At 70.1% G+C, this 12,667-nt stretch carries 13 protein-coding genes; 11 read left to right on the forward strand and 2 right to left on the reverse strand.

Annotation, left to right across the window (positions count from 1 at the left end; all coding sequences use genetic code 11):
• Positions 1-100: 100 nt before the first annotated feature.
• From lpdA to GH747_RS08080, 3 genes are read left to right on the forward strand one after another with little or no spacing between them, the layout of a single operon-like run.
• Positions 101-1,486, forward strand: coding sequence for a dihydrolipoyl dehydrogenase (gene lpdA / locus GH747_RS08070; protein ID WP_228552831.1), 1,386 nt, complete (start codon positions 101-103; stop codon positions 1,484-1,486).
• A 20-nt stretch (positions 1,487-1,506) separates the two neighbouring features.
• Entirely contained in the window at positions 1,507-3,390 is a 1,884-nt protein-coding gene (sucB, locus tag GH747_RS08075; protein ID WP_149769067.1) for a 2-oxoglutarate dehydrogenase, E2 component, dihydrolipoamide succinyltransferase, read from the forward strand.
• 57 nt (positions 3,391-3,447) lie between these two features.
• Complete coding sequence (locus tag GH747_RS08080; RefSeq protein WP_149769068.1) at positions 3,448-4,344, forward strand: TIGR01777 family oxidoreductase; 897 nt, start codon at positions 3,448-3,450, stop codon at positions 4,342-4,344.
• 35 nt (positions 4,345-4,379) lie between these two features.
• On the opposite strand, the gene GH747_RS22225 is transcribed toward GH747_RS08080, so the two are convergent.
• A complete protein-coding gene (locus GH747_RS22225) occupies positions 4,380-4,820 on the reverse strand; it encodes a hypothetical protein (RefSeq protein ID WP_228552832.1) in 441 nt (146 codons plus the stop codon).
• A 70-nt stretch (positions 4,821-4,890) separates the two neighbouring features.
• On the opposite strand from GH747_RS22225, the gene lipB reads away from it, so the two are divergent.
• Genes lipB through GH747_RS08100 form a run of 3 tightly spaced genes read left to right on the forward strand, consistent with a single transcriptional unit; the run spans position 4,891 to position 7,346 of the window.
• Entirely contained in the window at positions 4,891-5,613 is a 723-nt protein-coding gene (lipB, locus tag GH747_RS08090) for a lipoyl(octanoyl) transferase LipB (RefSeq protein ID WP_228552833.1), read from the forward strand.
• 42 nt (positions 5,614-5,655) lie between these two features.
• Positions 5,656-6,591: a lipoyl synthase gene (gene lipA / locus GH747_RS08095; RefSeq protein WP_149769070.1), complete on the forward strand. Its 936-nt coding sequence runs from the start codon at positions 5,656-5,658 to the stop codon at positions 6,589-6,591.
• Between the two features lie 38 nt (positions 6,592-6,629).
• On the forward strand, positions 6,630-7,346 hold the full coding sequence (locus GH747_RS08100) for a DUF4191 domain-containing protein (RefSeq protein WP_149769071.1): 717 nt from the start codon (positions 6,630-6,632) through the stop codon (positions 7,344-7,346).
• A 167-nt stretch (positions 7,347-7,513) separates the two neighbouring features.
• Here GH747_RS08100 and GH747_RS08105 read toward each other — a convergent pair whose 3' ends face one another.
• Positions 7,514-7,939: an RDD family protein gene (locus GH747_RS08105; protein WP_149769072.1), complete on the reverse strand. Its 426-nt coding sequence runs from the start codon at positions 7,937-7,939 to the stop codon at positions 7,514-7,516.
• A 227-nt stretch (positions 7,940-8,166) separates the two neighbouring features.
• Between GH747_RS08105 and glnA the strand changes: the two genes are divergently transcribed.
• The 5 genes from glnA (at position 8,167) to GH747_RS08130 (ending at position 12,638) form a co-directional block, all read left to right on the forward strand.
• Positions 8,167-9,585 (forward strand): type I glutamate--ammonia ligase, encoded by a 1,419-nt coding sequence (glnA, locus tag GH747_RS08110; RefSeq protein WP_149769073.1) that lies wholly within the window; start codon positions 8,167-8,169, stop codon positions 9,583-9,585.
• 136 nt (positions 9,586-9,721) lie between these two features.
• Entirely contained in the window at positions 9,722-10,042 is a 321-nt protein-coding gene (locus GH747_RS08115) for a hypothetical protein (RefSeq protein WP_149769074.1), read from the forward strand.
• Positions 10,039-10,266 carry a hypothetical protein gene (locus GH747_RS08120; RefSeq protein ID WP_149769075.1) on the forward strand — a complete coding sequence of 76 codons (228 nt, stop codon included), beginning with the start codon at positions 10,039-10,041 and terminating at the stop codon, positions 10,264-10,266. Before GH747_RS08115 ends, GH747_RS08120 begins: the two co-directional genes overlap by 4 nt.
• A gap of 81 nt (positions 10,267-10,347) precedes the next feature.
• A complete protein-coding gene (locus GH747_RS08125) occupies positions 10,348-11,346 on the forward strand; it encodes a hypothetical protein (RefSeq protein ID WP_163695395.1) in 999 nt (332 codons plus the stop codon).
• Positions 11,347-11,438: 92 nt separating this feature from the next.
• A complete protein-coding gene (locus GH747_RS08130) occupies positions 11,439-12,638 on the forward strand; it encodes a hypothetical protein (protein ID WP_149769077.1) in 1,200 nt (399 codons plus the stop codon).
• Positions 12,639-12,667: the final 29 nt, after the last annotated feature.

The raw sequence follows: 12,667 nt of genomic DNA on the forward strand, positions 1-12,667 counted from the left end.
GGTAGCGCCCCACTGTGTGCGCCGCCTGATGCGCAGTGACAAGATGAGGTCGGCAGCAGGCAGCGAAGATCTCGCCGCCCTCACCACCTGGAGGCAATCCGTGACCCAGCCCGCCCCCCACGACCACGACGTCGTGGTGCTCGGTGGAGGGAGCGGGGGTTATGCGACCGCCCTCCGTGCCCGCCAGCTCGGCCTGAGCGTCGCCCTCGTCGAGGCCGACAAGCTCGGTGGAACGTGCCTGCACCAGGGCTGCATCCCCACGAAGGCGATGCTGCACGCCGCCGAGGTCGCCGACGCAGCCCGCGAGGCTTCCGCGTTCGGTGTCCGCGCGACGTACGACGGGGTCGACCTCGCCGCGGTGGCCCGCTACCGCGAGGGTGTCGTCGACCGTCTCTACCGCGGGCTGCAGGGTCTGGTCCGCGGCGCCGGCATCGACGTGGTCGAAGGCACGGGCCGCCTCGTCGGGCCGCGGTCTGTCGCGGTCGGTGACTCGGTCGTCACCGGACGCAACCTGGTCGTGGCCACCGGCTCGTACGCCCGCACGATCCCCGGCGTCGAGATCGGCGGCCGGGTCGTGACCTCGGACGGCGCACTCGCCCTCGCAGAGCTCCCCCAGCGGGTCGTCGTGGTCGGCGGCAGCGTCATCGGCGTCGAGCTGGCATCGGTGTGGCGCTCGTTCGGCTGCGAGGTCACCATCGTCGAAGCCCTCCCCCACCTCGTGCCGCTCGAGGACGAGGCCCTCTCCGTCCAGCTGGAGCGTGCCTTCCGCAAGCGCAAGATCGCCTTCCGCACCGGCACGGCCATCACGGGCGTCAAGCAGGACGACACCTCCGCGTACGTCTCGCTCGAGGGCGGCGAGACGCTCGAGGCCGACCTGGTCCTCGTCGCGGTCGGCCGCGGTCCCCGCACGGACGGCCTGGGCCTCGCCGACCACGGGATCGACCTCGACCGCGGGTTCGTCGTCACCGACGAGCACCTGCGGACGTCGGTCGAGGGCGTGTACGCCGTCGGCGACGTCGTTCGCGGCCTGCAGCTCGCGCACCGTGGCTTCGCGCACGGCCTCTTCGTCGCCGAGGAGATCGCGGGGCGCGCACCGCAGCCGGTCGTCGACAGCGGAATCCCCCGAGTCACCTACTGCGAGCCCGAGCTCGCCTCGGTCGGCCTGACCGAGGCGCAGGCCCGCGCCGCGCACGGCGACGCCGGCGTGGCGACGTACGAGTACAACCTCGCTGGGAACGGCAAGTCCCAGATCCTCCGCTCGGCGGGCCTCGTGAAGGTCGTCCGTGAGGTCGACGGCCCCGTCCTCGGGGTCCACATGATCGGGTCGCGGATGGGCGAGCAGGTCGGCGAGGCATCCTTGTGGGTGAACTGGGACGCCTTCCCCGAAGACGTCGCCGCTTTCGTCCACGCCCACCCCACGCAGAACGAAGCACTCGGTGAGGCCGCACTGGCTCTCGCCGGATCACCACTCCACGCACACGCCTGAGATCAGACAGGGGTCAACCCATGGCAACGCCCGTCACGCTTCCAGAGCTCGGAGAGAGCGTCACCGAAGGCACCGTCACGCGGTGGCTGAAGCAGATCGGCGACACGGTTGCCGTCGACGAGCCGCTCCTCGAGGTCTCGACCGACAAGGTCGACACCGAGATCCCGTCGCCCGTCGCCGGCGTCCTGCTGGAGATCTCCGCCGCCGAGGACGAGACCGTCGAGGTCGGCGCCGTCCTCGCCACCATCGGTGAGGAGGGCGAGTCCACCGGCGACGCAGCACCGGCTGAGGAGGCACCCGCCGAGGAAGCGCCTGCCGAAGAGGCACCGGCCGAGGAGGCGTCTGCCGAAGAGGCACCCGCCGAGGACTCCGCCGCGCCGTCCGAGGAGGCTCCCGAGGAGCCTGCCGGCGAGGCGAGCACCCCGGAGGGCGACGAGACGACCCCTGCTGTGGCCGCCGAGCAGGACGGTGGAGCCCCGGCCGGTTCGGACGACGCCGCCCCCGCTGACGACGCCCCCCAGGGCGAGGCGACTCCCGTGACCTTGCCCGAGCTCGGCGAGAGCGTCACCGAGGGCACGGTCACCCGCTGGCTCAAGCAGATCGGCGACGAGGTCGCCGTCGACGAGCCGCTCCTTGAGGTCTCGACCGACAAGGTCGACACCGAGATCCCGTCGCCCGTCGCCGGCACGCTCCTGGAGATCTCCGCCGCCGAGGACGAGACCGTCGCGGTCGGCGGGCAGCTCGCGCTGATCGGGGCGGCGGGTGGCGCTGCCCCGTCCAAGGACTCCGCTCCCGAGGCGGAGGCCGAGCAGGCACCCGAGCCCGAGGCAGCACCCGAGCCGGAGCAGGCACCCGAGCCGGAGCCGGAGCCGAAGCAGGAGCAGCAGCAGGCACCCGCTGAGCCGAAGCAGGCGCCTCAGGCCGAGAAGCCGGCCCCGGCCGCCGCCGAAGCACCTGCCGCCGCGCCGAGCGCGGTCAAGCCCGACGGACGCCAGTACGTCACCCCGATCGTCCGCAAGCTCGCGGAGCGCGAGGGAGTCTCCCTCGACGACGTCGAGGGCACCGGCGTGGGCGGCCGTATCCGCAAGCAGGACATCCTCGACGCGGCAGCCAAGGCCCGTGCTGCTGCCGAAGCACCTGCCGCTGCTCCGGCTGCGGCCGCGAGCGGCCCCGACGTGTCGGGTCTCGCGGGGACGGTCAAGAAGGCCAACCGCATCCGGCAGCTCACCGCGATCAAGACCAAGGAGTCGCTCCAGGTCGCGGCGCAGCTGACCCAGGTGCACGAGGTCGACCTCACCCGCGTCGCGGCGCTGCGCCAGAAGCACAAGGCGGCCTTCCTCGACCGCGAGGGCGTCAAGCTGACGTTCCTCCCGTTCATCGCGAAGGCGACGGTCGAGGCGCTGAAGGCCCACCCGAACGTCAACGCCTCCTACGACGAGGAGTCGAAGGAGATCACGTACCACGCGGCGATCAACCTCGGCATCGCCGTCGACACCGAGCGCGGCCTGCTGTCGATCGTGGTCCACGACGCGGGCGACCTCAGCCTCGCCGGCCTCGCCCAGCGCATCGACGACCTCGCGTCGCGTGCCCGCAGCGGTGACATCAAGCCGAACGAGCTGTCGGGCGGCACGTTCACGATCACCAACATCGGCAGCTTCGGCGGCCTGTTCGACACGCCGATCCTGGTCCAGCCGCAGGCAGCGATGCTGGCCACCGGTGCGGTCGTGAAGAAGCCGGTCGTGGTGACCGACGCCGACGGCAACGAGTCGATCGCGATCCGGTCGATGGCGTACCTGCCGATGACGTACGACCACCGCCTGGTCGACGGCGCCGACACGGGCCGCTTCCTGACGACCGTCAAGAAGCGCCTCGAAGAGGGTGCGTTCGAGGCCGAGCTCAGCTGATCCCGGCGGCCAGGACCGCCTCCTGACAGAACCTCGTGCGCCCGTGAGGATGGGCGCATGAGGTTCTGTCTTTCCGGGGCGTCCGGCTTCCTCGGCACCGCCCTGGCCGCGCACCTGCGCGAGCGGGGCCACGAGGTCGTCCGACTGGTGCGGCGCCCGGCAGAGGGGCCGTTCGAGGTCTCCTGGGACCCCGCCGCCGGAGAGGTCGACCAGCAGGTCGTGGACGACTCCGACGTGGTCGTGAACCTGTCGGGTGCACCGATCGCGCACTGGCCGTGGACCCCCGCGTACCGCCGCGAGCTCCTCGACTCGCGCGTCGCGCCGACGCGCACGCTGGCCGAGGCGATCGCCCGGTCGCAGACTCCCCCGGTCCTGCTCAGCGGGAGCGGCATCAACGCCTACGGCGACGACCAGGGCAGCACGCTCCTCGACGAGGACAGCACCCGCGCTCCGGGCTTCCTCGCCGACGTGGTGGAGCGCTGGGAGGCGGCTGCAGCGCCGGCGGCGGAGGCAGGCGCACGGGTCTGCTTCATCCGTACGGCGCCGGTGCTGGACGCGTCGGGCGGCCTGCTGCGGGTGATCGCGATCCCGTTGCGGCTGGGCATCGGCGGGCGGCTGGGGTCCGGCCAGCAGTACTTCGCGGTCGTCAGCCTGCGGGACTGGCTCGCTGCGATCGTGCACCTGGCCGAGACCGACGACGCGTCGGGCCCGTACAACGTCGTCGCCCCCGAGCCCGCGACGAACGCGGAGTTCACCCGGGCGCTCGCACGTGCGCTGCACCGGCCGTCGATCGTGCCAGCGCCTGCGTTCGCGATGCGCGCGGCGCTCGGCGGGCTCTCGGCGCTCGCCCTCGGGTCGCTGCGGGCGGTGCCGGCCCGTCTCGAGGCCGAGGGCCACGTCTTCGCGGACCGGACCGTCGACGACATCGTCGCGACGGCGCTGGCCAGGCACTGAGCGCCAGGTCGTCGGGCGCCGAGCGCCGGCGAACCTCAGCCCGCGAGCCGCTCGACGGCGGAGATGCGCCAGCCCAGCGGCGTACGGACGAGAACGATCCGCCGCTCCGTCGGGCGATCGCTCGGCAACGCGCGCCACGCACCCCCTGCGCGGCGTACGCGGACCGGACGCATGCGGTCCACCACCCGAAGCACCGCTCGCCGCTCGCTCGCCTGCAGGACGCCGAACCGCAGCACGTCGAAGCGGACGTCCTCGATCTCGAGCCCGCGAGCGGCGTACTGGCGGATCATCGCCGCGTCGTCGTCGCGCAACCGGCCGCCCGCGGCGTACACGTCGTCAAGCAGGCTCGGGTCGGCTCGGACGAACGCCGCGGAACGGCTGTCGTCAAGGACGTCCAGCCGGTCCATCCAGTCCGCGCTCTGCGTCGTCGCACCCGCCACGGCGATCGCCGCGCACGCCAGGCTCACAGGGTCCATCGCGCCAGCATGCCCGGGACCGCCGGTCGCGCGCGTCCGTCGTCCACAGGCCCGTACTAGGGTGGCGGACGTGAGCGCACTGGAGATCCGCCGCATCGGGCTCGGCTCGGAGGGGACCGACTACGAGGAGATGTGGGCGCTGCAACGCGAGCTCCACGCGGAGCGCGCAGCCGGGGTCGGGGACGACGTCGTGCTGTTCCTCGAGCACGCACCGGTCTTCACCGCCGGCACCCGCACCGAGGGCTGGGAGCGTCCGACCGACGGCAGCCGCGTCGTCGACATCGACCGCGGCGGCAACATCACCTTCCACGGCCCCGGCCAGCTGGTCGGCTACCCGATCGTCGCGCTGCCCGCCCACGTCCTCGTCGTCGACTACGTACGCCGCGTGGAGGAGGCCATGATCCGGACGGTGAGCGACCTCGGCGTCACCTGCGGACGCGTCGGCGGGCGCTCCGGCGTCTGGATCGCCGCCGACGACCGCGGCCCCGAGCGCAAGCTCGGCCAGCTCGGCATCAGGGTCGCCCGCGGCGTCACGATGCACGGGCTGGCCCTCAACTGCGACGTCGACATGGACTGGTTCGCGAAGATCGTGCCCTGCGGCATCGCCGACGCCGGGGTCACGTCCCTGTCGCTGGAGCTCGACCGGCGGGTGAGCACCGCCGAGGTTGCCGACGCCCTCGAGCCCCACCTGCGCGACCTCCTCGCCTGGGAGCCGTTCACGGTCAGCCCCGACCTCGGTCAGGCGGCCGCGGCGGGCGCGGTGACGTACGGTCTCGCACCGCACCTCGCCTGACCCGTCCCCGGTGCTCCCCACCCGGCACGTAGGGTGGTGGACGTGACGATCGCACCCGAAGGACGCAAGTTGCTCCGGCTGGAGGCTCGCAACGCCGAGACCCCGATCGAGAAGAAGCCGGACTGGATCAAGACCCGCGCCAAGATGGGCCCCGAGTACACCGAGCTCAAGCAGCTCGTGAAGTCCGAGGGCCTGCACACGGTGTGCCAGGAGGCGGGCTGTCCCAACATCTACGAGTGCTGGGAAGACCGCGAGGCCACCTTCCTCATCGGTGGTGAGGAGTGCACGCGCCGCTGCGACTTCTGCCAGATCGCCACCGGCAAGCCCGCCGCCCTCGACCGTGACGAGCCCCGCCGCGTCGCCGAGAGCGTCCGCACGATGGGCCTGCGCTACGCCACGATCACCGGCGTGGCCCGCGACGACCTTCCCGACGGCGGTGCCTGGCTGTACGCGGAGACCGTCCGCAAGATCCACGAGCTCAACCCCGATACGGGCGTCGAGAACCTCATCCCGGACTTCAACGGCATCCCGGAGCTCCTCGAGGAGGTCTTCGCCTCCCGCCCCGAGGTGCTCGCGCACAACGTCGAGACCGTCCCGCGCATCTTCAAGCGAATCCGGCCGGCGTTCCGCTACGAGCGCTCGCTCGACGTGATCACCCAGGCCCGGGCGTACGGGCTCGTGACGAAGTCCAACCTGATCCTCGGCATGGGCGAGACCCGCGAGGAGATCAGCCAGGCCATGCAGGACCTGTACGACGCGGGCTGCGAGCTGCTGACCGTCACCCAGTACCTGCGTCCTTCGCCGCTGCACCACCCCGTCGAGCGGTGGGTCAAGCCGGAGGAGTTCGTGGAGATGGGCCAGGAGGCCGAGGACATCGGGTTCGCCGGGGTTCTCTCCGGCCCGCTGGTCCGCTCGTCGTACCGCGCCGGACGCCTCTACAAGCAGGCGATCGAGGCGCGCACGACTGCCACGGCCTGACGGTCCGCCACGGTCGGCGACCGCGTACCCTGGGAGCCATGTCCACTCCTGACTCGCCGCCGCAGGGTCGCATCGCGCAGATCCGGTCCGCCTACAAGATCACCAAGCGCTCCGACCGTACGATCGGCCTGCGCCTGCTCGCGTGGTTCCTGGTCACCGGCGGCCTCGTCTTCGCCCTCGGCTGGCTCCTCGGCGGCAGCGGCAGCCTGCTCGGCATCGTCTTCATGTCGCTCCTCGCCCTGCTCACGGGCATCCTCGCCGCGCTGATCGTCTTCGGACGTCGAGCCGAGAAGGCCGCGTACTCGCAGGTCGAGGGCCAGGTGGGCGCAGGTGCCGGCGCGCTCGGGATGCTCAAGCGCGGCTGGAAGGTCGACCAGGCGGTCGCCTTCACCAAGAGCCAGGACGTGGTGCACCGTGTCGTCGGTCCCCCGGGGATCGTGCTCGTCGGCGAGGGCAACGCCAACCGGGTCCGCAACCTGCTGACGGTCGAGCGCAAGAAGACTGCGCGCATCGTCGGCGAGGAGGTCCCGATCTCGACGATCGTGGTCGGCCGCGACACCGACAAGGGCGAGGTGCCCCTCCCGAAGCTGGTCGCGACGATCCGCAAGTCGAAGCGCGCGCTCAAGCCGGCTCAGATCACGCCCATCATCAACAAGCTCAAGGCCCTCGACGCGATGCGTCCGCAGGCGCCGATCCCGCGGGGCCCGGTGCCGACCAGCGCCAAGGGTTCGCGCAAGATGATGCAGGGCCGCTGAGGGTCTCGATCGCTTCGCGCCTCGACCGGCGGGGAACCCGGCGGGTCGACCGGCGGGGTGACGGCTGGTCGGCCGGCGGGTCGACGGCTGGTCGGCCGGCGGGGTGACGGCTGGTCGGCCGGCGGGTCGACCGACGGGGAACCGGCGGGTGAACGACCGCGGCGCCGCTAGTCGACCGGCGGCGTGACGGCGTTGCGCGGCCTGATGTAGGTGATCACCGACTGGGCCACGACGTCGTGGAACCCGCGACCCTCGTGGTTCTGGATGAGCGGCGGGATGATCGGGAGGATCAGCGCGGTCCGGACGAACGCCCGCAGCCCGATCGGGCGCGCGTTCGGGCCGACGACGCAGATGCCGACGATCCGCTTGCCGATCGAGAACCCGAGCGTCGCGTCGAGGAGGGAGACCTCGATCCAGAACGCCAGCAGCGTCCACCAACCGCTCACCGCACCGACGCCGAACGCCGGGGACCCGGTGACGAGGGACGCCGTGAACAGGGCGACGAACCAGTCGATCAGCAGGGCGAGGAAACGGCGGCCGATCCCGGCCACCTCCGGCATCGACGATGCTGGATCGGGGGAAGTCGTGGACACGGCGCCAACTCTACTCGGCACGCCCCAGGGGCCCCGAGAGACCTGACGCGGTCGTCAGACCCGCTCTCCCGTTGTGCGCCGGAACTTCGTAACATGGCTGAAACATACGGGTCATGGTTGGGTAACTGACCCTGCCTACGTTCATGGGGGCACAGCGAGGTGACCCCCAGTTCGACCACGTACGAGACGGCCGGCCTGTGCAGCAGCGCTCTGGCCGAGGAGGCTTTATGTTCTCAAACCGCGACGAGCTCTTGGCCTACATCAGGAACGAGGGTGTTAAGTTCGTCGACGTCCGCTTCACCGACCTTCCCGGCATTCAGCAGCACTTCACGGTGCCGGTCTCGTCGTTCGACGAGGCGGTGTTCGAGGACGGGCTGATGTTCGACGGCTCCTCCGTGCGCGGCTTCCAGGCCATCCACGAGTCCGACATGGCGCTGTTCCCGGACCCGACCACCGCGTACCTCGACCCGTTCCGTCCGGAGAAGACGCTCGCGCTCGAGTTCTTCATCCACGACCCGCTGACGGGTGAGGCGTACTCCCGCGACCCGCGCAACATCGCGCGCAAGGCCGAGGCGTACCTCGCCAGCACCGGCATCGGCGACACGGCGTTCTTCGCCCCGGAGGCGGAGTTCTACGTCTTCGACAAGGCGCGCTTCGAGACGTCCGCCAACCGCGGCTTCTACGAGATCGACTCGATCGCCGGCGCCTGGAACACGGGTGCCGAGGAGGAGGCCCGCGGCTACAAGGTCCGCTACAAGGGCGGCTACTTCCCCGTCTCCCCCACCGACCACTTCGCGGACCTTCGCAACGACATGGTCCTCAACCTCGAGGACGCGGGCCTGCAGGTCGAGCGTGCGCACCACGAGGTCGGCACGGCCGGTCAGGCGGAGATCAACTACCGCTTCGACACGCTGCTCAAGGCGGCGGACGATGTCATGAAGTTCAAGTACATCATCCGCAACACCGCGTGGGCCGCCGGCAAGACGGCGACCTTCATGCCGAAGCCGATCTTCGGCGACAACGGCTCGGGCATGCACTGCCACCAGTCGATCTGGAAGGACGGCGAGCCGCTGTTCTACGACGAGGCGGGCTACGGCGGCCTCTCGGAGATGGCGCGCCACTACATCGGCGGCATCCTGAAGCACGCTCCTTCGCTGCTGGCGTTCACCAACCCGACGGTCAACTCGTACCACCGTCTGGTGCCGGGCTTCGAGGCGCCGATCGCCCTCGTCTACAGCTCGCGCAACCGTTCGGCGTGCGTCCGCATCCCGATCACCGGCTCGAACCCGAAGGCCAAGCGCATCGAGTTCCGCTGCCCCGATCCGTCGGCGAACCCGTACCTCGCGTTCTCCGCGCTGCTGCTCGCCGGCATCGACGGCATCAAGAACAAGATCGAGCCGCCAGAGCCGGTCGACAAGAACATCTACGAGCTGCCGCCGGACGAGTACAACCAGATCGAGTCGGTCCCGACCTCGCTCGGTGCGGTGCTCGACTCGCTCGAGGCCGATCACGAGTTCCTGACCCAGGGCGACGTCTTCACGCCTGACCTGATCGAGACCTGGATCGAGTACAAGCGCGACCACGAGATCGCTCCGATCGCGCAGCGTCCGCACCCGCACGAGTTCGAGCTCTACTACGACATCTGATCAGGAGGGCAGAAACCTGCCCTGACCTGCGCAAACACACGGCCCCCGCTGGCGGTTCCCCCCGGAATCCCCCGGCGGGGGCCGTTGCGTTGTGTGCACGGTTGCACGATCCCCCGCGGACCGAACGGTCCCGGCCATGAACATCGACCTGAACGCCCCAATCTGGGGCATCCACCACCTGGCGGACGCGCTCGGCCTCAGCGCCGACCGCGCTCGCGAGCACACCTACTCCCCCGCCTTTCCGGCCCCGAAGGCCGGCTTCGCGAGCAACCTGTGGCTCCGCGAGGACGTGCTGGCCTGGTTCGCGGCACTGCCGACGACCGACCGGGTCCGACCGGCTGGGCGCAGGAACCACCCGCTTGTGTCCAAGCCCGCACCGGCGCCCGCACCGTCGGAGCCCGCGTCGACCAAGGCGAAGCCCTACAAGCCCCGCGCTCGGAAGGCGGTCGCCGCATGAGCGCCACCGCAGGGTTCCGGGAGGTCATCGGCGGCGTCACCATCACGGGACCGAAGGCCAGCGGCTACTACAAGCTCAAGTGGATCGAGCCGGACGGAAAGCGGCGCGAGACCGACCGGGGCCCGAGTTTGGAGAAGGCGAGGTCCGCCGCCATCGACATCGCCACGCGCATCTCGCGAGCTGCTGGACCCGAGGCAGTCACCACGCTCGGAGCGATCAAATAGGCCTACCTTGCTCAGGGTCACAGCCCGTTCGGCGAGAAGCTCCTGTGGCAGGACGGCCACAAGACCCAGCTCGCGCGGACCTTGAAGCGAGTGCTCAAGGGCTTCGAGGGCACTGAAGCTCTCGAGGTCGACCGCGCGATGCTCGACGTGATGCGATCACAGGCCGGGACCGACAACATGGTCAAGGCCAACACCTCAGCCCTGAAGGGCATGCTGCGGTGGGGGCACCAGGCCAGGTACTTCACCCCGGTCCAGTCCGAGCTGCTCGTCCGGGGCGGCTCGTATCCCGCACCGGCGACTGCGGCCAGCACGCGACGGCCGCGCCGCAACACCCGCGCCAGGAACGCAGGCGAGTCCGCTGAGTACATCAGCCCTGAAGACGCGCCCAGCGGCGCCAAGGTCATCGACCTCGCGCGGGAGCTCGACGCCTTCTACCCGACTTGGGGGCAGCTGGCGGTAGAATCCGCCGCGAACCTCGGCTTCCGGTGGGGCGAGGAGTTCCAGCTCGTGCCGTCCGACGTCCACCTGCGCGGCTGCCGTGAGCAGGAAGAGGCTCACGTCCACGTGGACTGGCAGGTGAACTCGGGAGCGAAGGCCGGGAGCCGGCGCTCGCGCCTGACCCTCCCCAAGGGCAACAAGCGCCGCATCGTCACCGTCACCGACATCTCCTTCACCGGGTTCGAGCTGGAGAGAGCGCTCGCCGCACGAGTCGACGCAGCCCTTCGAGAGCAAGAGGAGGGCAGCAACCCGGACGCCCTTCTGTTCCCCAGCGCCACCGGCAAGATGCTCTGGCACACCACGTTCACCCGTCATCTGCACGCCGCCATGCGGGCCGCCGACTGGCCCTACACCGAGTGGGTCGACGACCGCGACGGCAAGACGAAGACGGTCTACCACCTGACCTGGCACTCCATGCGCCACCGGTACGCCCGCATCTGCATCGACGACTTCGACTACACAGCGGGTGAGCTCATGGTGGCAGGCGGATGGGAGAACGAGCTCACGGTCAAGAACCGGTACTACCGGTCCAGCGACGAGAACCGGAGGTCAGCCGCTGCCAAGTCGCGGCGGCGCGGCTGAGGCCTTCAGTACGGTGCAGCAGGTTCGAAGTCGGAGCATGCCGCTAGGCTGGTTTTCCGACAGGCGTTCGCCCCAGATTCCGACGGGACCACATGTTCGGCACTCGGCAGTCGCTGCGCGAGTTCTTCGCGCAGCGGATGGACTGGGCTCTTCGTGAGGTGAGCAGCGTCGACCAGGACGTGCTGACCACCGAGCACGTCGACGTGCTGGTCGCGGCGGTCCTGGACAAACACATGCCTGTCGCTATCGACGTCCACTGGGACAGTCCGACCGCTTCCCCGATCACCGAGGTCATCACCCAGGTCCGCGACCAGTTCGACCAACGGACCTACGACGTCGCGGCGAGTCGCATCGTCGTGTCCCATGTGCTGACAGGCACATCGGCGATGCTCGACTACGACGCGTCGACGTTTTCCATGAGCGGACCCGGCCAGGCAAAGATCTCGTCGACCTCAGTCGACGTCGAGGTCGTCGATCGCGCTCTCGACGCGGACCGCATCAAGCGCGTGGTGGGAAGCGCGAGGACCGACGTGTCGAAACGCATCGGATGGGCCAACGTCGACTTGGCTCAGTTCCTCGTCTCCGCGGAGCAGAACGTCCGCGCCGCAGTCGAGAAGCGGCGCGCTCGGGTCCTTTCGGATCGCGCCTTGCAGGAATCCCTCGGGATCCCTGTCGCATCTACCGGCAGCCCGCCGCCAGCGGTGCCGGCGCGACGGAAGCACGTCTCGCTCTCGACGCGCACCACGCAGTCCGCATCCGTTCCGGAGCCGGTGCTCGACGACGCCATCTACCAGGACGTCCTCGACGCGGTCCGGGCCTGGTCGAACTCGCTCGAGCGTGCGCCGAGAACTGCGGAGAAGCTCGACGAGGAGGAACTTCGCGACCTGCTCCTGGCGAACCTCAACTCGTACTGGCAAGGCGGCGCCGGCGGCGAGCTCTTCAACGGCAGCGGAAAGACCGACATCCTCATCCGCCACGACGACCGAAACGTCTTCATCGGCGAGTGCAAGGTGTGGCACGGACCCAAGGGCGTCGCTGAGGCCCTCGACCAGCTGCGCGGCTACATCGTGTGGCGCGACAGCAAGGCGGCGCTGGTCATGTTCATCAAGACCGCCGACTCGGCAGCGACCGTGGCGAAGCTGCACGCAGCGGTCGAAGCACATCCCAGTCACGTCCTGACCAAGGCGAGCACCAACCCCACTCACCGCGCGGACTACGTGGTCACCGCCGACGACGAGGGTCGTCGGGTCTCCCTGGCCGTCATCCCCGTGGTGCTCTCCTCCGGCCCGTAGCCGGGTTCCCGCCGCGAAGACAGTGCTCG

Source organism: Mumia xiangluensis, assembly GCF_010994095.1.
Classification (GTDB): Bacteria; Actinomycetota; Actinomycetes; order Propionibacteriales; family Nocardioidaceae; genus Mumia; species Mumia xiangluensis.